The sequence below is a fragment of the Pseudactinotalea sp. genome (genome assembly GCF_048594945.1).
Lineage (GTDB): Bacteria > Actinomycetota > Actinomycetes > Actinomycetales > Beutenbergiaceae > Pseudactinotalea.
On sequence record NZ_JBMDXJ010000485.1, the window covers coordinates 1 to 17,130 of the forward strand.

General features: G+C 70.4%; 20 protein-coding genes. 9 read left to right on the top strand and 11 right to left on the bottom strand.

Annotation, left to right across the window (positions count from 1 at the left end; translation table 11 throughout):
- Positions 1-1,197, top strand: a 1,197-nt coding sequence (locus tag ACOJSN_RS21815) for a beta-N-acetylhexosaminidase (RefSeq protein WP_420114588.1), incomplete at its 5' end; no start/stop codon positions are given.
- A gap of 8 nt (positions 1,198-1,205) precedes the next feature.
- Here the strand turns inward: ACOJSN_RS21815 and ACOJSN_RS21820 are convergent.
- Complete coding sequence (locus ACOJSN_RS21820) at positions 1,206-1,997, bottom strand: hypothetical protein (RefSeq protein WP_420114589.1); 792 nt, start codon at positions 1,995-1,997, stop codon at positions 1,206-1,208.
- Between the two features lie 142 nt (positions 1,998-2,139).
- Between ACOJSN_RS21820 and recO the strand changes: the two genes are divergently transcribed.
- Entirely contained in the window at positions 2,140-2,871 is a 732-nt protein-coding gene (recO, locus tag ACOJSN_RS21825) for a DNA repair protein RecO (RefSeq protein ID WP_420114590.1), read from the top strand.
- The gene (locus ACOJSN_RS21830) at positions 2,868-3,656 is read left to right on the top strand and encodes an isoprenyl transferase (RefSeq protein ID WP_420114591.1); all 789 of its coding nucleotides are present in this window, start codon (positions 2,868-2,870) and stop codon (positions 3,654-3,656) included. The genes recO and ACOJSN_RS21830 overlap by 4 nt, the downstream gene beginning before the upstream one ends.
- Here ACOJSN_RS21830 and ACOJSN_RS21835 read toward each other — a convergent pair.
- The 5 genes from ACOJSN_RS21835 to ACOJSN_RS21855 are packed head-to-tail and all read right to left on the bottom strand — an operon-like array spanning position 3,643 to position 7,174.
- Positions 3,643-4,200 (bottom strand): DedA family protein, encoded by a 558-nt coding sequence (locus tag ACOJSN_RS21835; RefSeq protein ID WP_420114592.1) that lies wholly within the window; start codon positions 4,198-4,200, stop codon positions 3,643-3,645. The genes ACOJSN_RS21830 and ACOJSN_RS21835 overlap by 14 nt on opposite strands.
- Complete coding sequence (locus ACOJSN_RS21840) at positions 4,193-4,600, bottom strand: Fur family transcriptional regulator (protein ID WP_420114593.1); 408 nt, start codon at positions 4,598-4,600, stop codon at positions 4,193-4,195. Before ACOJSN_RS21840 ends, ACOJSN_RS21835 begins: the two co-directional genes overlap by 8 nt.
- Positions 4,600-5,481, bottom strand: a complete 882-nt coding sequence (locus ACOJSN_RS21845) for a metal ABC transporter permease (RefSeq protein ID WP_420114594.1) — start codon at positions 5,479-5,481, stop codon at positions 4,600-4,602. Before ACOJSN_RS21845 ends, ACOJSN_RS21840 begins: the two co-directional genes overlap by 1 nt.
- Entirely contained in the window at positions 5,478-6,254 is a 777-nt protein-coding gene (locus ACOJSN_RS21850) for a metal ABC transporter ATP-binding protein (RefSeq protein ID WP_420114595.1), read from the bottom strand. The genes ACOJSN_RS21845 and ACOJSN_RS21850 overlap by 4 nt, the downstream gene beginning before the upstream one ends.
- Positions 6,245-7,174: a metal ABC transporter substrate-binding protein gene (locus ACOJSN_RS21855; protein ID WP_420114596.1), complete on the bottom strand. Its 930-nt coding sequence runs from the start codon at positions 7,172-7,174 to the stop codon at positions 6,245-6,247. Before ACOJSN_RS21855 ends, ACOJSN_RS21850 begins: the two co-directional genes overlap by 10 nt.
- Before the next feature lie 119 nt (positions 7,175-7,293).
- Here ACOJSN_RS21855 and ACOJSN_RS21860 point away from each other — a divergent pair, with 119 nt between their 5' ends.
- Both ACOJSN_RS21860 and ACOJSN_RS21865 read left to right on the top strand, forming a co-directional pair.
- Entirely contained in the window at positions 7,294-8,682 is a 1,389-nt protein-coding gene (locus ACOJSN_RS21860) for a glycine--tRNA ligase (RefSeq protein ID WP_420114597.1), read from the top strand.
- 93 nt (positions 8,683-8,775) lie between these two features.
- Positions 8,776-9,933: a YibE/F family protein gene (locus tag ACOJSN_RS21865; RefSeq protein ID WP_420114598.1), complete on the top strand. Its 1,158-nt coding sequence runs from the start codon at positions 8,776-8,778 to the stop codon at positions 9,931-9,933.
- 29 nt (positions 9,934-9,962) lie between these two features.
- Here the strand turns inward: ACOJSN_RS21865 and ACOJSN_RS21870 are convergent, their stop codons facing one another.
- Positions 9,963-10,427, bottom strand: coding sequence for a YbaK/EbsC family protein (locus ACOJSN_RS21870; RefSeq protein ID WP_420114599.1), 465 nt, complete (start codon positions 10,425-10,427; stop codon positions 9,963-9,965).
- 34 nt (positions 10,428-10,461) lie between these two features.
- Here ACOJSN_RS21870 and ACOJSN_RS21875 point away from each other — a divergent pair, with 34 nt between their 5' ends.
- Positions 10,462-11,235 (top strand): hypothetical protein, encoded by a 774-nt coding sequence (locus ACOJSN_RS21875; protein WP_420114600.1) that lies wholly within the window; start codon positions 10,462-10,464, stop codon positions 11,233-11,235.
- A gap of 28 nt (positions 11,236-11,263) precedes the next feature.
- Entirely contained in the window at positions 11,264-12,454 is a 1,191-nt protein-coding gene (gene dusB, locus ACOJSN_RS21880) for a tRNA dihydrouridine synthase DusB (RefSeq protein WP_420114601.1), read from the top strand.
- A 1-nt stretch (position 12,455) separates the two neighbouring features.
- Here dusB and ACOJSN_RS21885 read toward each other — a convergent pair whose 3' ends face one another.
- The 3 genes from ACOJSN_RS21885 to ACOJSN_RS21895 are packed head-to-tail and all read right to left on the bottom strand — an operon-like array spanning position 12,456 to position 14,950.
- Positions 12,456-12,710 (bottom strand): hypothetical protein, encoded by a 255-nt coding sequence (locus ACOJSN_RS21885; RefSeq protein ID WP_420114602.1) that lies wholly within the window; start codon positions 12,708-12,710, stop codon positions 12,456-12,458.
- A 45-nt stretch (positions 12,711-12,755) separates the two neighbouring features.
- Positions 12,756-13,589, bottom strand: coding sequence for a ChbG/HpnK family deacetylase (locus ACOJSN_RS21890; protein WP_420114603.1), 834 nt, complete (start codon positions 13,587-13,589; stop codon positions 12,756-12,758).
- On the bottom strand, positions 13,586-14,950 hold the full coding sequence (locus tag ACOJSN_RS21895; RefSeq protein ID WP_420114604.1) for an MFS transporter: 1,365 nt from the start codon (positions 14,948-14,950) through the stop codon (positions 13,586-13,588). Before ACOJSN_RS21895 ends, ACOJSN_RS21890 begins: the two co-directional genes overlap by 4 nt.
- 80 nt (positions 14,951-15,030) lie before the next feature.
- Between ACOJSN_RS21895 and ACOJSN_RS21900 the strand changes: the two genes are divergently transcribed.
- Positions 15,031-15,249, top strand: coding sequence for a KTSC domain-containing protein (locus ACOJSN_RS21900; RefSeq protein WP_420114605.1), 219 nt, complete (start codon positions 15,031-15,033; stop codon positions 15,247-15,249).
- Positions 15,250-15,263: 14 nt separating this feature from the next.
- On the opposite strand, the gene ACOJSN_RS21905 is transcribed toward ACOJSN_RS21900, so the two are convergent.
- Entirely contained in the window at positions 15,264-16,295 is a 1,032-nt protein-coding gene (locus tag ACOJSN_RS21905; protein WP_420114606.1) for a LacI family DNA-binding transcriptional regulator, read from the bottom strand.
- Positions 16,296-16,436: 141 nt separating this feature from the next.
- Between ACOJSN_RS21905 and ACOJSN_RS21910 the strand changes: the two genes are divergently transcribed.
- Positions 16,437-17,130: sugar ABC transporter substrate-binding protein (locus tag ACOJSN_RS21910; RefSeq protein WP_420114607.1), on the top strand; the 694-nt coding region annotated here is incomplete at its 3' end.

Here is a 17,130-nt window from a genome sequence, read left to right on the forward strand (position 1 = left end):
GCCGTTGGCAACCGCGTGCTGTCGGGTGTGGCGATCGAGGACGAGCCTGAGCACGGCTGGCGGGGGCTCATGGTCGACTGCTCGCGGCACTTCACACCGATCGCCGAGCTCGAGAAGCTGATCGATGCGCTCGCGCTGCACCGGATGAACCGCCTGCACCTGCACCTGACAGACGACCAGGGCTGGCGGCTGGAGATCCCGGGCTGGCCCCGGCTGACCGAGGTCGGCTCGCAGCGCCCTCGCACGCTCGAGGGCCACCACCGCACCTCCCTGGCTGCCGATGCGCAGCCGAGGTGGCGCGAGGAGCCGCACGGTGGCTACTACACGGCCGACGAGTTGCGCGCGTTGGTGGGGTACGGCGCCGAGCGCGGCGTGGTGCTCGTCCCCGAGTTGGACCTCCCGGGCCACATGCAGGCCGCCGTGGCTGCGTACCCCGCGCTCGGCAACCTCGAGCATCCGGTCCACGTGCGTGAGGTCTGGGGGATCTCCGACCACGTGCTCGCACCCAGCGACGAGGCGTTCCGGTTCGTCCGTGACGTGCTCGCGCAGGTGCTCGACATCTTCCCCGGCCCATGGATCCACATCGGCGGCGACGAGTGCCCCACCGTGGAGTGGGAGGCGTCGCCGCAGGCGCAGGCATTCATGGCCGAGCGCGGCCTGACCTCGGAGCGCCAGATCCAGCGCGAGTTCCTGACGGTGGCGCACGAGATCATCTCGGCGGCCGGTCGCACGATGATCGGATGGGACGAGATCGGCGAGGCCCAGCCGCCTGAGGACGCGATCGCGATGGTGTGGCGCCGCGGAGTCGACGTGGCCTGGGCGCAGCGGCACGGGTTACGGGCCATCTACGCGAGTTGCCACACCCTGTACCTCGACTACTACCAGGCAGGCAGCGCGAGCGAGCCGTTGGCGATCGGTGGCCTCTCGACGCTCGCCGATGTCTACGGCACGGAGGTTCTGCCCGAGGATGCCACGGACGCGCAGCGTGCCCTGGTGCTCGGCGTACAGGCACAGCTCTGGCGTGAGTACGTCGCCACCGAGGAGCACCTCGAGTACATGACCTTCCCGCGCCTGTGTGCCGTCAGTGAGGTCGCGTGGGGCACGCGCACCGATCTGGACGACTTCCTGCGCCTTCTCGCCGACGGCCATCTGGCGCGCCTCGATCGGCTGGGGCTGCGGTACCGGCCGTTGGACTGACGCGAGGGTCAGCCCTGCGGCTCCATCACGGGTTCGGCGTCACCGCACGAGACCTCGGAGGCCGCCTCGACCGCAGGGTCGTCGGCGTCGAGATCCGTCTGCTCGGTGGCCTCGCCGTTGGACGCCGCGGCGCCGCCGTCACTGAGCTCGATCGCGGTCGTCGTCACCGTGGCCCGCTCGCCCTCCACCTCGGCGAGATAGCCGACCAGACTCAGACCACCGCCGTCGACATCGATGCAGCCCACCCCGGTCCCGTACCCGGTGAAGCCACGATCGAAGGTGTACTGCTCCGCCTGGTCGTTCTGGGTGGGCGTGAGCGCGCAGTCGATCACGGCGTAGAGCGGCACCTCGCGGCCGGTGTCGAGCAGCACGATTGCACTGCCGTCGCCGAGCACCTGACCCAGCGCCGAAGCGGCCTGCGGTGCGGCAGAGGTGAACTCGGTGGAGAACACCGCACCCGACGCGGTCTGCACGCCGAGCATGTGCGTGCCGTCCACATCGGCGAGCCAGAGCTCGTCCGCCGCACCGTCGCCGTCGAGATCCGCGGTGGGACCGAGCTCGGCCTCCGGTGGCACGGTGTCGTCGGTTGCCGCGCATCCGGCCGCCGTGCCCGACTCCGTGCTGGCCGGGTCGGTCGTACCCGCGTCCGTGGTGCTGGGCTCGGTCCCCTCCGACGGCGTCTGGCTCGCGGTCGTGGTGCCGTCGGGTGGCGTGTCAGTGCCTCCGTCGCTGCATGCCCCGAGCAGTGCCGCCACCATGATCGCGGCCCCCAGGATCGTCGCGGTTCGTCGCGTGCTCATCGCCCCTCCTCGATGTGGTTGTCATCCTGGCCTACTCCTCGAGCCTGAGGATGACCTGGGAATGCTGTGAAGATCGGGAGAAGGTCACGATCGACAGGCGCGGCGCAGCCCGACCGCTGCCGGGGTGGGGGAGAATGGTCCGGTGAAGCTGTACCGGGACGAGGGCGTGGTGTTGCGCACCCGCAAGCTCGGGGAGGCCGATCGGATCATCACGCTGCTCACCCGTGAGCACGGGCAGATCCGCGCGGTCGCCAAGGGCGTGCGCCGCACGTCCTCGAGGTTCGGCGCCCGGCTGGAGCCGTTCAGCGTGGTGGATCTGCAGCTCCACATCGGCCGCAACCTCGACATCGTCACCCAGGTGGACACGCTCGCCCCGCACGGGCGGTCCATCGGAGCCGACTACTCGCTGTTCACCACGGCCACGGCGATGGTCGAGACCGCCGAGCGGCTCACCGAGATCGAGCGTGAGCCGGCCACGCAGCAGTACCTGCTGTTGGTCGGGGCGCTGCGGGCGCTGGCGGAGCGGACCCACGCTCCGAGCCTCGTGCTGGACTCCTACCTGCTGCGCTCGCTCGCGATCGCGGGATGGGCGCCGAGCTTCTCCGAGTGCGCCCGCTGCGACGCCGACGGTCCACACCGTGCGTTCGCCGCGCCGCTGGGTGGCATGGTGTGCGCGTCGTGCCGGCCGCCGGGATCAGCCGCGCCCGCACCGGAGACCGTCACGCTCCTCGGAGCGCTGCTGACGGGGGACTGGGCGATCGCTGACCCGAGCGACGAGCGGCACCGTCGCGAGGCGTCCGGACTGGTCGCCGCGTACACGCAGTACCACCTGGAGCGGGGACTGCGCTCGTTGCGGCTGGTCGAGCGGGCATGACCGCAGTCGGTCCGATCGCCCCGCCGCCGCATCTCTCGGGCGCGCGGCCTCCCCAGCTGCCGGACCAGCTGGTCCCCAAGCACGTCGCCGTGGTGATGGACGGCAACGGCCGCTGGGCCAACGCTCGGGGCCTTCCCCGCACCGATGGCCACGCGGCCGGCGAGGCTGTGCTCCTCGACGTCGTGGCCGGCGCCATCGAGATGGGCATCACCCACATCAGCGCCTACGCGTTCTCCACCGAGAACTGGAAGCGGTCGCCCGCCGAGGTGCGCTGGCTGATGGGATTCAACCGTGACGTGCTGCGGCGGCGGCGCGACGAGATGAACAGCTGGGGTGTGCGGGTCCGATGGGCGGGGCGCCGGCCGCGGCTGTGGCGCAGCGTGATCGCCGAGCTGGAGGAAGCCGAGAAGCGCACGCGCGCCAACTCCACCTGCACGCTGACGATGTGCGTCAACTACGGCGGCCGCGCCGTGATCGCCGATGCCACGCGATCCATCGCGCGCGAGGTCGCCGCCGGCCGCCTGGACCCGGAGCGGATCACCGAACGCACGATCGCCCGGCACCTCGACGAGCCCGACATGCCCGACGTCGACATGTTCCTGCGCACCGGCGGCGAGCAGCGCGCCTCGAACTTCCTCATCTGGCAGTCCGCCTACGCCGAGATGGTGTTCCTCGACAAGCCCTGGCCCGACGTCGACCGCCGCGACCTCTGGGACGCCGCGGTGACCTACGCGCGACGAGACCGCCGCTACGGCACTGCCGTGGACGCCGTTAGGAATCAGTGACGTCAGCCGCTGTGGGGTCCTCGGCCACAGGCAGCACGGCGGCGAGGGCAGCGCGGTTGCGCCGCCGACGCAGGAACACCACGGTGAGGACGATCACCAGCACGACGGCGAGGATCGCCGCCAGTCCCAGCGGTGAACCGGCTGCCGCGGCCATCACGGCCTCCCAGGCAGCGAAGCCGATCGTGGCGTAGATCGTGGCCCACGCGAGGGCGCCGGGGATCTGTGCGAGGGCGTACTTCCAGAGCTCGATCCGCAGGATCCCGGCACCGGCCTGCACCATCGACTGGAACCCGACCGTGAGGTAGCACAGCGGGACCATCACGAGGCCGAACCTGCGCAGCGCACGGACCCCGGGCTCGGCTCCACCTGCCTGGAGCCAGTCGTGCATCCGCCGTTGCCAGCCACCCTCGGGGTGGGTGCGACGGAGGGTCTGCTCGGTGGCGACACGGCCGATCCAGTACACCATCTGGCCGCGAGCCATCGCGCCGAGAAACAGGGCAACGAAGGCCACCCAGAACGGCATCGTGGCGAGGAAGTCAGGCACGCGGTGCGCCCCCGTAGAGGCGTGCGGCGCACTCCTGGCAGATCCCGACGAGCTCGGCGGTGTGGTCGACATCCACGAAGTCGTGCTCCTGCGCGATCCGCGACGCCCACCTCTCCACGGCCTCACCGGCGAGTTCCACAGTCTTGCCGCACTCGCGGCACACGAGGTGGTGGTGGTGGCCGCGTGCGCAGCGGCGGTACAGGGCCTCGCCGTCCTCGATCCGCAGCACGTCGACGTCGCCGGCCTCGGCCATCGACTGCACGGTGCGGTACACCGTGGCGAGCCCCACGTTCTGGCCGGCGTCCTTGAGCAGCTGGTGGAGCTGCTGGGCGGACCGGAAGTCGGGGGTCTCCTCGAGCAGTTCGGCGAGCGCGGCGCGCTGCCGGGTCATGCGTTGCATCAGCGGCTCGCTCCTTCCACGGTGGTCGCGGTGCGTGCGGCCCGGTGCCACAGGGGCCGCAACGCAGCAACCCCAGCGTAGATGGCGATGGCCACCACCACGATCACCGCACCCGGTGCCAGGTCGACCGTGAACGTCACCAGCAGCCCGCCCACGCAGGCGATGCCACCGATGACCATGGCGAGCGTCATCGTCTGCCGGAACGAACGCGCGATCAACTGCGAGGCCGCGACCGGCACGATCATCAGCGCGCTGACCAAGAGGAGACCCACCACCCGCATCGACACCGTGACCGTCAGCGCCGCCACCACGGCGACCGCGATGTTGAGCGCGGTCACCGGCAACCCGGTCGAGCGAGCAAACTCCTCGTCCTGGCTCACGGCGAACAGGGCGCTCCGCAGCCCGACGCCTACGAGCAGGATCACGGCCGACATCACCAGCGTGGCCACCAGGTCGGTGTTGCTCACGGTGGCGAGCGATCCGAACAGGTAGCTCATGAGGTTGGCGCTGGTGCCGCCCGCGAGCCCGATCAGCACCACGCCGCCGGCGATCCCGCCGTAGAACAGCAGCGCGAGCGCGAGGTCACCGCTGGTGCGGCCACGCGAGCGCACGGCCTCGATGGCCACGGCGCCGATCACCGACGCCACCACGGCGCCGGGAATCGCGTACGCGTCGGCCTGCGCGGCTCCGGTGGCAGCGCCCACCAACCAACCGGTCGCCACGCCGGTGAGTGCCACGTGGCCGATGCCGTCACCGAGCAACGACAGGCGCCGCTGAACCAGGAATGTGCCGACGACCGGCGCGCTGACACCGACCACGAGGGCGGCGATCAGTGCACGCTGGAACAGCGGCGTCGAGAGCATCTGGAGCACGTCGGTCACGGGAGGCTCCGCTGGGTCTCCGGCTCCGTCGGCATCGCGTGCTCGACGTGCAGGTGGTCGTGCGCGCCGTGCGGGTGGGCGTGGTCGCGCGGCAGATCGCCGTCGTGGATGACCCGTCCAGCCCGCAGCACCACGGCGCGGTCCAGCAGCTCGGCGAACGGTCCCAGCTCGTGCAGCACCATGACGATCGTGCGGCCCTGGGTGTGCAGGTCGCTCAGCAGACTGGCGAACGAGGACTGCGTGAGCAGGTCGACGCCGGCCAGCGGTTCGTCGAGGATCAGCAGGTCGGGGTCGCGGATCAGTGCGCGTGCGATCACCACCCGCTGGGCCTGCCCACCGGAGAGCACTCCGAATGGCCGGTGCGCGAGCTCGGACACCCCGAGTTGCTCCAGCGCCGCCAGCGCCCGCGCGCGGTCGGACCGCCGCGGCCACCACCGGGCGCGGCCCAACGCCCCGGTCAGCACCACCTCGAGCGCGGTCGCCGGAACACCCGAGGCAGCGCTGAGGCGCTGCGGCACGTAGCCGATGCGCGGCCAGGGCACCCGGGCGGCAGCGTGACGCGTGGACATGCCGAACAGCTGCGCGTCACCGCTGACCACGGGCACCTGGCCGAGTGCCGCCCGGATCAGGGTGGACTTGCCGGACCCGTTCGCGCCGAGCAGGGCGACCGCCTCACCCGGGTGGACCTGCAGGTCGACGTCGGTCAGCAGCCGGGCGCCCCCGATCGCGACCGACGCCGACTCCAGGTGGACCGGATCCGGGTCTAGCTGCACTGAAGTCCTTCGTGGAGGGCGCTGAGGTTGCTCCGCATCGCGCCGAGGTAGTCCGAGCCCTCAGGAGTGAGCTCGATCGGATCGAGCGTAGCGAGCGTGACGCCGAGCTCGGCCGCGACGGTGTCGGCCCCGGCGGTGAGACCGCCGGGCTGGGTGAAGATCGTGGTGACGCCGGCGTCGCTCGCCTCCTGCAGCACCTCGGCCACGCGTGCGGGGGAGGGCTCGGCCTCGGGGTCGAGCCCGCTGATGCCGATCTGAGTGAGGTCGAACGCGTCCGCAAGGTACCCGAACGCCTCGTGACTGGTCACGAACGTCCGCTCCACGCACTCGGCCAGCCCCTCGCTGATCTCACCCTCGAGCGAGTCGAGGTCGGTGCGAAGCTCTGCGGCGTTGGTCTCGTACGTGGCGGCGTTGTCGGGGTCCGACTCCGCCAACGCTGCCGCGAGCGCGTCGGCCACGGCGGCCACCCGCATCGGGTCGAGCCAGAAGTGCGGGTCCACGCCACCGTGGTCGTGCTCGTGGTCCTCGTCTCCGTGCTCCTCCTCGTGCTCGTGGTCGTCCTCGGAGGTCAGCAGGTCGGCGGAGTCGGCCGCATCGACGACGACCGGCCCGTCGTCATCGATCTCACCGATCGTGTCGTCGACGGCGGCCTGGAAGCCGGAGAGCATCAGCACCGCGTCAGCGTTGAGGATGGTGGACACGCCCGACGGCGAGAGCTCCAGATCGTGCGGCTCGGTCCCGGCGGGTGCGACGTTCGTCACGGTCGCGGTCTCGCCGGCCACCCGCTCGGCGATGAACTGCAGCGGGTAGGCCGTCACCGCGATCTCGACCTCGCCGTCGTCCTCACCTGCCGAGCAACCCGCCGCGCCGAGCGCGAGGGCGGGAAACAGCAGAGCAGCGAGGACGCGACGCGATGTCATGACAACGATTCTCAACAATGCTGAGAACGGTTGTCAAACCGGGTTCACGTCGACCGGCTAGCCTGGCTCGGACGCCCGGCCAGCCAGGTCGGGTGCGGCATGAGAAAGGGTCCCCCATCGTGGCCAACGCAGCCTCCCGACTCGACAGCATCATCAGCCTCGCGAAGCGGCGCGGCTTCGTGTTCCAGACGGGCGAGATCTACGGAGGTACACGGTCCGCCTGGGATTACGGCCCGCTCGGCGTGGAGCTCAAGGAGAACATCAAGCGGCAGTGGTGGCAGTCCGTGGTGCGCGGCCGCGACGACGTGGTGGGTCTCGACTCCGCCGTGATCCTCCCCAAGCAGGTCTGGGAGGCCTCGGGGCACGTGGGCGTGTTCACGGACCCGCTGACCGAGTGCCTGCAGTGCCACAAGCGGTTCCGTGAGGACCAGTTGATCGAGGAGTTCACCGAGCGCAAGGGCCGTGAGCCCGAGGGTGGGCTCGCGGGTGTGCCGTGCCCGAGCTGCGGCACCGTGGGCCGTTGGACCGAGCCGCGCGACTTCAACATGATGCTGAAGACCTACGTGGGCCCGGTCGAGGACGAATCCGGCCTGCACTACCTGCGGCCCGAGACCGCGCAGGGCATCTTCGTGAACTTCGCGAACGTCATGCGCACCAGCCGCAGCAAGCCGCCGTTCGGCATCGGCCAGATCGGCAAGTCGTTCCGCAACGAGATCACACCCGGGAACTTCATCTTCCGCACACGTGAGTTCGAGCAGATGGAGATGGAGTTCTTCGTCCAGCCGGGCACCGACGAGGAGTGGCACCAGTACTGGATCGACAACCGGACCGACTGGTACACCGACCTCGGCATCGCGCGCGAGAACCTGCGCCACTACGAGCACCCGGCCGAGAAGCTCTCCCACTACGCCAAGCGCACCGTGGACATCGAGTACCGGTTCGGGTTCCAGGGGTCGGAGTGGGGCGAGCTCGAGGGCATCGCCAACCGCACCGACTTCGACCTGACCACGCACAGCGAGCACTCGGGCCAGAACCTGTCCTACCTCGACCAGGCCACCAACGAACGGTGGACGCCCTACGTGATCGAGCCCGCGGCCGGGCTCACTCGCTCGCTGATGGCGTTCCTCGTGGAGTCCTACGACGAGGAGCAGGTGCCGAATGCGAAGGGCGGCACCGACACCCGCACCGTGCTCCACCTCGACCCTCGGCTGGCTCCGGTCAAGGTCGCGGTGCTGCCGCTCTCGCGCAACGAGCAGCTCTCACCGACGGGCCGTGACCTGGCGGCGGAGCTGCGCAAGGTCTGGACAGTGGACTTCGACGACGCAGGCGCGATCGGCCGCCGCTATCGCCGCCATGACGAGATCGGCACACCGTTCTGCGTGACCGTGGACTTCGATACCGCGGCCGACCAGGCAGTCACGGTCCGGGAGCGGGACTCGATGGTGCAAGAGCGGGTTGCGCTGGATCAGCTCCGCGGTTACCTCGCGGAGCGCCTGGTCGGGGCCTGAGCTGTGACGTCCGAGCCCGAGGAGCCGGAGGCCTCGGGTGAACCCACCTCCCGGCGCGCATCTCGCCGTCGTGCGCGGGGGCCCCTCCGTGAGGTGGGCGGTCACAGCCACGGCCACGGTCCGGTCGAGATCCCGGCGGCCGAGGCGCGGCGGATCCGCGTCGTGCTCGCTGCGCTCGTGGTGCCGCTGCTGATCGCCACGGTGGTCGGGCTGGTGGCGCTGTGGCCGCGCGGGGAGTCCGCGATCGCATCCCTGCCCTTGACGGTCGACGGCGCCTCGTTCGAGCGTGGCGTCGTCGTCGACGTGCCGAGTACTGAGGGCGGCGAGCTCGTCGTCGAGGTCCTCACGGGCGAGCACGCCGGCCGGGAGGTCAGCGTGCAAGCGCCGGCGGAGGTCATCGACGAGGGGGTCGAGCCGGGCGACGAGATCCGGATGTTGTACGTGGCCGGGGCCGCTGCGACCGGGTCGCCGTTCGTGTTCGTGGACTTCGTGCGCGACATCCCGGTGATCGTGCTGGCGGCGCTCTACCTGCTCGTGGTGGCGCTGGTCGCACGATGGCGCGGTCTGGCTGCGGTGCTCGGCCTGGGAGGGTCGCTGGTGATCGTGGGGGTGTTCGTCATCCCCGCGCTGATCCTCGGGACCTCGCCCTTGCTGGTGGCGCTCGTCGGGTCCAGCGCCATGATGTTCCTCGCCGTGTATCTCGCGCACGGGATCTCGATCAGGACCACGACGGCGTTGCTCGGCACGTTCGCCGGACTCGCCATCACCACCGGGCTGGGATGGTGGGCGATCGACGCCGGCAACCTCGTGGGGAACGGGTCCGAAGAGGCCTTCATGGTCTACAACACGTTCCCGGGCGTGAGTCTGAGCGCCCTGCTGCTGTGCGGGATCGTCATCGCCGGGCTCGGCGCGCTCAACGACGTCACGATCACGCAGGCCTCCGCCGTGTGGGAGCTGCACGCGACCGACCCGAGCGCCGGCCGGATCAAGGTGTTCCGTCGTGCCATGCGGATCGGGCGCGATCACATCGCGTCCACCGTGTACACGCTCGCGTTCGCGTACGTGGGCACGTCGCTGCCGCTGCTCATGGTCGGAGCGATCTACGACCGCACGCTGCTCGAGTTCCTCATGTCGGGCGAGATCGTCGAGGAGGTCGTGCGCACGCTGGTCTCCTCGATCGGTCTGGTGCTGGCCATCCCGGCGACGACGGCGATCTCCGCCCTGCTCGTGGGGCGCACCGCTCAGCGGTAGCAGCAGGTACGTGTTCGTACCTGCCCGGCTCAGGCGACCGTGAGCTCCGTGGCGGCCGTCATCCGGATCAGCTCGTCGTAGCGGGTCGAGAACACCGCAGCAGGGTGGCCGGCGGCGGCCCACACGACCGGGTGCTGCTGGAGCCACGGGTCGACGTAGGTCGGGATCGGCGCCGGGTGGGCGATGGGGGAGACACCGCCGATGACCTGCCCGGTATGCGTGCGAACGAAGTCCTTGTCGGCGCGGCGCAGCGGACCTGTGGTCTCGGCGACGAGCGCAGTGTCCACACGATGCGCACCCGAGGTGAGGATGAGGACCGGCGCACCACCGCCGTCGAACAGGAGGCTGTTGGCGATCGCGCCCACCTCGCAGCCGAGCGCCTCGGCGGCGAGGGCTGCCGTGTGCACCGAGTCCGGCAGGATCCTGATCTCGCCCTCGCCCCCGGCCGTGGTGAGGGCTTCCCGGAACCTGGTGATCGACGCGTGCTCAGTCACGGCCACGACACTACCGACCGGTAGCGTGCTGAGCATGGCGACGGCAGATCAGGGCGAGACGCCGGTCGAGCGTTGGGCTGCCACCGTGAAGGACGCCCCGGTGCGGCTGCGGGAGGTCGAGCGCCGGGTGCTGCTGGGTCATCCGCATGCCCGTTCCACCTGGCTCGGGTTCGAGATGGCGCGCCCGGTACCCGGACCGGTGGCCGCCTTGGTGGCGCTCATCGGGCTGTTCGCGCCGCTCGGTGGGATGCTCGCGCTGCTCGGGTACCGCGGTCCGAGCAGGGGCGAGGACTTCGGCGGCTTCCGCCCGGAGTTCGGCGTGCCGTTGGCCGGGTGGTGCTTCGTCGTCGCTGGCCTGTACGCGGCGGTGCTGGTGGCCGGCTGGTGGAGTGGCGGGCGGCGCCGCGAGACCCGGCCCTTCGGGATGCTCGCGTTCGTGCTGGTGCCGGCCGTGATCGCGATCCCGATGGTGCGTGCGCGCCTCGCGGAGACGTGGGTCTCGCCCTCGTGGGCGGTCCCGGTACTCGCTGCGGCCGCGATCGCGGCCGGTGGCCTGGTGCTCGTGCTGGCAGCGACGTCGAGGGCACCGGCTCCGGTCACGTCCGACGAGCTGCGCCGGGATCGCTACTGGGTGCCGCTGGACCTCGGGGTGATCGACGATCGCGAGCGAACCCAGCTGCTCGCCGTGCGTGAGCGGACGTTGCAGATGCTCGCACGCCGGGAGGTGATCGACGCGAGCATCGCGGAGCGGGCCGCGACGCTGCCGTTGGGCGACCTGGGTCTGCTGGATCAGCCCGAGGACGCCTGAGGCGCGCCTCGTCAGCGATACTTCTCCGGTGAGTCTTCGCATCGGTCCCCTCGACGTGGGCACCCCCATCGTGCTCGCGCCGATGGCCGGGGTGACCAACGCGCCCTTCCGCACCCTGTGCCGGGATGCCGCGCTCGACGGCGTCCCGTCGGCCGGGGCGGCCGACGTCGCCTCGGCACCGGCACCGGTCGGGCTGTACGTCGCCGAGATGGTCACCTCGCGTGCGCTCGTGGAGCGCACGCCCGAGTCGATGCGGATCATCAGCCACGACGCGGGCGAGAAGGTCCGCTCGGTGCAGCTCTACGGCGTGGATCCCGCCACTGTACGCGCGGCGGTGCGGATGCTCGTGACCGAGGACCGCGCCGATCACATCGACCTCAACTTCGGTTGCCCCGTGCCCAAGGTGACCCGCAAGGGCGGGGGAGCGGTGCTGCCGTGGAAGCACGAGCTCTTCGGCGCCATCGTGACCGGCGCGGTCGAAGAGGCCAGCCGCGGCGGCGTCCCGCTGACGATCAAGATGCGCATGGGGGTCGACGCCGACCACCTCACCTATATCGACGCCGGGCTGCGTGCCCAGGAGGCGGGCGTCGCCGCTGTGGCGCTACACGCGCGCACGGCTGCTGACTACTACTCCGGGACGGCGCACTGGGAGGCGATCGCCGCGCTCAAGGAAGCGGTGACCGATGTTCCGGTGCTCGGAAACGGCGACATCTGGTCCGCCGAGGACGCACTCGCGATGGTCGCGCAGACCGGGTGCGACGGTGTGGTCGTGGGCCGCGGCTGCCAGGGGCGGCCGTGGTTGTTCACCGACCTCGTGGCCGGTTTCGCCGGGTCCGACCTGCGGGTCCGCCCAGGATTGCGCGAGGTCGCCCGTGCGATCCGGCGTCACGCCGAGCTGATGGTCGAGCACTTCGGAGACGAGGGCCGTGCGCTACGGGAGCTGCGCAAGCACATGTCCTGGTACCTCAAGGGGTACGTGGTCGGCGGTGAGGCGCGGGCGCAGCTCGGACTGGTCAGCAGCCTCACCGAGCTCGACGATCGCCTCGCCGCGCTCGACCTCGAGCAGCCCTACCCCGGGGAGGGCGCCGAGGGGCCCCGTGGGCGTGCGGGGAGCCCGAAGACCCCGGCGGTACCGGAAGGTTGGCTGACCACCCGTGAGATCGACGCTCGGCTGAGCGAGATGCTCGCCGAGGCCGAGCTGAGCGTCTCAGGCGGTTGAGCTAGCGCTGATCCTCAGGCGGCGTGCCGTAGGGCGGCGCATCGTTCGGCTGACCCGATGCTGGTCGTCCCGCAGCCGGCTGCTCGCTGCCCGGCGGCACGTCCTTGCCGAACACACCGACCGAGATCCAACCCAGTGCGACCACGGCACCGCCGATAGCCGCGTACCCGTTCGGCGTCGGGTCCAACGCGGCGAACCCGGCACCGTACAGGATCGTGATGGCGAGCGCGATGAACGAGAGGTACTTGCGGTTCATGGTGAGGACCTTGCCACACCAGGTGCGAGCCGTGCATGACGTCTGTCATGGCTCGTGGCTCCACCAGTCGGGCACGATCTCGAGCGCGGAACTCGTCAGTGCGTCGTGCCAGGCCGGGTCCCGCAACAGGCGGGCCTCCCACGACCGGATCCGGCCGGTCGGGCCGGGCAGACCGTCGGCCGGGTGCAGGAAGAGCTCGCTCGTGCCCACCGGAAGCGTGTCGAGGGCGGCGACCATCTGCTCGCGGAGCGACTCGTACGAGCCGAGCTCGGCGGCATCGGCTCGGTTCGTGATCATGGCAGCGGGTAGCGCGACACCGAGGCTGTCGGCGAGTGCTACCGCGTGTGCGTGCTGGGCGGCGAGCTCCGGTGCGACCTCACCCAGGTAGGGCCGAAGGTCTCGAGGGAGCCGGAACGCCAGCCCCTGCTCGGCGCACCACCTGAGCACCGCGGCCAGCCAGGGTGCGCCGTCGAGCCCGTAGAGCGTGCCCGCGTGCGAGTCCACGCCGGCCGGCGCGAGCCCACGGCCGCGCAGCCAGGTGAGCTGCGCGGCCACCTCGCCGACAACGTCGCCCACGCTCGCCCGTGCCCGGGCGAGGGAGCCATCGAGAGGTAGGACGCCGCCGTCGTCCATCACGGCAGCACACCCCGATCGAGCCGGCCACGGGTCGAGGCCCCGCTCGCTGGTGAGGGTGGCGTGCAGCCGCGGCGTCGTACCGAGCGCGTGCGCACCGGCGGCAGCAGCCGCGGCGCCCGGCCCGACGGCCAGCAGCGTGGTCGCACTGACGTGGCCGGCCTCGAGCAGCGCGAGCACGGTCGCGTCGGTATGCGGGTCGCGGCCGAGGTCGTCCGCGGTGAGGACGAGCCGACGCTCGCTCACACAGGTGCCCCGCGTGCAGGTGCCGCCGCCTCCGCCGGGGTCTCCTGCGGCACGTCGAGGAAGCGTGCGGCGATCGATCCGATCAGCGTGAGCACGAACGGGTATACGCACATGTAGAACCGGAAGGCCATGCCGGGATCCTCGCCGGGGGCGTCGCCGGAGAAGTAGCCGAAGAACAGGCCCAGCGATGCCAGTGCCAGACCCGTCACCGCCCCATTGAGCCGGCCCAGCGTGCCGAACGCCGACAGGAACAGCCCTTCGCGGTGCGTGCCGTTGCGCACGGCGTCGCCGTCGAGGACCCGGGCCACGATGAGGTCGTTGGTCGCCAACATGCCTGACCAGCCGACCCCCACCAGCGCACCGGCGGCGATCGCCGTCACCAGGTCGTGCGCGAAGAACAGGGCGACGAAGCTGAGCGAGAGCAGCGGGAACGCCAGTCGCCAGGCCCACAACGCACCCTTGCGTGCGATCACCCGTGTCCACACCACGAGCCAGCCCCCGGCGAGCACGATCACGATCCCTTGCAGGTACAGCGTCTGCCCCACGGGCAGGCCCAGGGAGTACCGCACGTACAGCGACACCCCGGACAGCACCAGGGCCATCGGGATCGCGTAGCAGGCGCCGATGAGGCCGACCTTCCAGAACAGCGGGTTCTTGAGGATCGCGAGCACGCTCGGCAGGAATCGGCTCCGCTCTCGGGTGGCGTAGCGCGGGTTCTCGCGTGCACCCAGCGCCATGAACCCGATCGCGATGACTGCGACGATCCCGTAGATGATCGCGGTGATCCGGTATCCGATGGGGTCGTCCTCGGTCCCGAACACCTGCGTCGCGAGCATCGGGGTGACCGCCAGCGAGACGATCAGCGCCACCAGCTGGAAGCCCTGGCGCAGGCTGTTGGCACGCGCCCGGTCGACCTCGCCGGGGAACAGCTCGGGCAACAGCGCCCCGTAATTGGCGTTGAGCATCGAGTCGAACGCCTCGCACAGGATCGCGAACACTGCGAACCAGAGCACCAGGCTCAGACCCTCGAAGCTGCTGGGGGCCGAGAACAGCGCGATCATCGAGACGGCGAGCAGCGGTGCGCCGATCAACAACCACGGACGCCGCCGCCCGAACCGCGTGCGGGTGCGGTCCGAGAGGTGCCCGAGCAGCGGGTTGTCGATCGCGTCGATGATCGCGTAGACGACCATCACCGCGGCGTACGCGCGGGCGTCCATGCCGAGCATGTCGACGTACACCAAGATGATCGAGCCCTTGATCATGTTGATGGGGATCGAGGTGCCGAACATCCCGATCGCGTACCGCCACGGGGGAGTGCGGCGCGCGGCAGGCACGGTCGTCTGCTCGTTCGGATCGGTCATCGCAACCTCCTGCGCCGACAGCACTCGGCGAGATCCTCCCACTACTTGCCCTCGCGCGTGCACGGCGAGAGGCTGTGCCCGTGAGACGTGAGCCGGTGCGGTCGGGCGCGGTCGGCGCCGTCGGTTACGACGCGCAGACGAACGAGCTCGACATCGAGTACGCAGGTGGTGACGTGTACCGGTACTCGATGGTGCCGCCGTCGGTGTATCGGGAGCTGCTGGCGGCGGACTCGATCGGCGCCTTCGTCAACCGCGAGGTCAAGCCCCACTACCCAGGTCGAGAGATCTTCGAGGACTGAGACCCGCACGGCGTTCAGGTGGGCGCGGGTGCGGTGGAACCGCGCACGATCAGCTCGGGGGAGTACACGAGCTCGGTGCGGGGTGCGCCGCCGCCACTGATCTCCGTGAGCAGCGCGTTGACGGCGGCAGCGGACATCTCCTCGACGCGCTGCCGGATCGTGGTGAGCGGCGGGTCGGTGAAGGCGATGAGCGGGGAGTCGTCGTAGCCGATGACCGAGACGTCGGTGGGCACCTGCAGCCCGAGTGCGCGCGCGGCCTTGACGGCGCCGAGCGCCATCACGTCGGAGGCGCACACGATGCCGGTGCAGCCCTTCTCGATCAGCTCCTTGGCGGCCGCTTGACCACCCTCCAGTGTGAACAGCGACGACGAGACCCACGGCTCGACGTCCTCGACCCCGAGGCTCTGGTGCATCGCGGTGGCGAACCCCTCGATCTTGCGCACCACGGGAGTGAACCTGTCCGGACCCACAGCAAGGCCGATCTGGGTGTGCCCCAGCGAGGTGAGGTGGCGCACGGCGAGCGACATCGCCTCGACGTCATCGGCCGAGATGAACGAGGCATCGAGCCCAGTGAGGTGACCGTTCACGAGCACCATCGGAACGCCGTCGCTGCGGAGCCTGTGGTAGCGCTCGGTGGAGGCGCTGCGGTCGGCGTGCAGGCCGGAGACGAACACGATCCCGTCGACGCCGTGGTCACGGAGCATCTCGGTGAACTCGTCCTCGGTGGTGCCGCCCGCGACCTGGGTGCACAGCAGCGGCGTATAGCCGGAGCTGGCGAGCGAGGCGGAGATCCGTTGTGCGAACAGCGGGAAGACGGGGTTCGTGAGCTCGGGCACGACCAGTCCGATCAGACCGACCGAACGCCCGCGCAGCCGCTCGGGGCGCTCGTAGCCGAGCAGATCGAGCGCCTTCAGCACGGCCTGCCGCGTCTCGGCGGCGACCCCCGGTTTCCCGTTGAGCACGCGCGAGACCGTGGCTGTGCTGACGCTCGCCATCTCGGCGAGATCGGTCAGCCGGGTGCGGCTGCTGGTGCTCGTGGTGGTCACCGGGACTCCCTCGTCTGAAACGTGTCCTGAAAGTTACAGCAAACTCTTGCAGAACGGAAGAAACCGGGATACCTTCCTGGCTAACAGGGCCGCTCGCTACGCCGCGACGCCGGCCGAGTCACGACACACAGGAGTGAGCAGATGCGTCGAAGCATCATGATCGCTGCGGCAGCAGGCCTGACCCTGGCCCTCGCCGCATGCCAGGGCGGCGGCGAGACCACCGACCCGACCACCGACACCGACGCGACCCCCGGCGAGGAGACCACCGCCCCCGAGATGAGCGGGTCGCTGACGATCTGGGCGGACGAGCTCCGCGCGGATGCGCTGGCCGACATCGCGGCGTCGTTCCAGGACGAGACCGGCGTCGCGGTCGAGGTCGTACAGAAGAACTTCGACGACATCCGCCCCGAGTTCCTCGCAGCAGCACCCACCGGCGAGGGGCCGGACATCATCGTCGGCGCCCACGACTGGACCGGCGAGCTGGTCACGGCCGGTGTCGTGGCCGCCGTGGACCTGGGCGCGACCGCGTCGGAGTTCTCCGAGGTGGCGGTGAACGCCTTCAGCTACGACGGCCAGAACTTCGGCGTGCCCTACGGCATCGAGAACATCGCACTGGTCCGCAACGACGGCATGACCGACGCCGAGCCCACCACCTGGGACGAGCTGGTCGCCGCGGGTGAGGAAGCCGGTGGTGAGTACCCGCTGCTGCTGCAGCAAGACGCCGAGGGCGGCGACGCGTACCACATGTACCCGTTCCAGACCTCGTTCGGTGCCCCGGTCTTCGCCACCGACGAAACGGGGTCCTACATCCCCGAGCTCGCGCTCGGCGGCGACG

Excerpts from the sequence above, each read along its gene's own strand:
- ACOJSN_RS21820 (WP_420114589.1), bottom strand. The coding sequence starts at position 1,997 with ATGAGCACGCGACGAACCGCGACGATCCTGGGGGCCGCGATCATGGTG.
- ACOJSN_RS21830 (WP_420114591.1), top strand. The coding sequence starts at position 2,868 with ATGACCGCAGTCGGTCCGATCGCCCCGCCGCCGCATCTCTCGGGCGCG.
- ACOJSN_RS21840 (WP_420114593.1), bottom strand. The coding sequence starts at position 4,600 with ATGCAACGCATGACCCGGCAGCGCGCCGCGCTCGCCGAACTGCTCGAG.
- ACOJSN_RS21855 (WP_420114596.1), bottom strand. The coding sequence starts at position 7,174 with ATGACATCGCGTCGCGTCCTCGCTGCTCTGCTGTTTCCCGCCCTCGCG.
- ACOJSN_RS21875 (WP_420114600.1), top strand. The coding sequence starts at position 10,462 with ATGGCGACGGCAGATCAGGGCGAGACGCCGGTCGAGCGTTGGGCTGCC.
- ACOJSN_RS21885 (WP_420114602.1), bottom strand. The coding sequence starts at position 12,710 with ATGAACCGCAAGTACCTCTCGTTCATCGCGCTCGCCATCACGATCCTG.
- ACOJSN_RS21895 (WP_420114604.1), bottom strand. The coding sequence starts at position 14,950 with ATGACCGATCCGAACGAGCAGACGACCGTGCCTGCCGCGCGCCGCACT.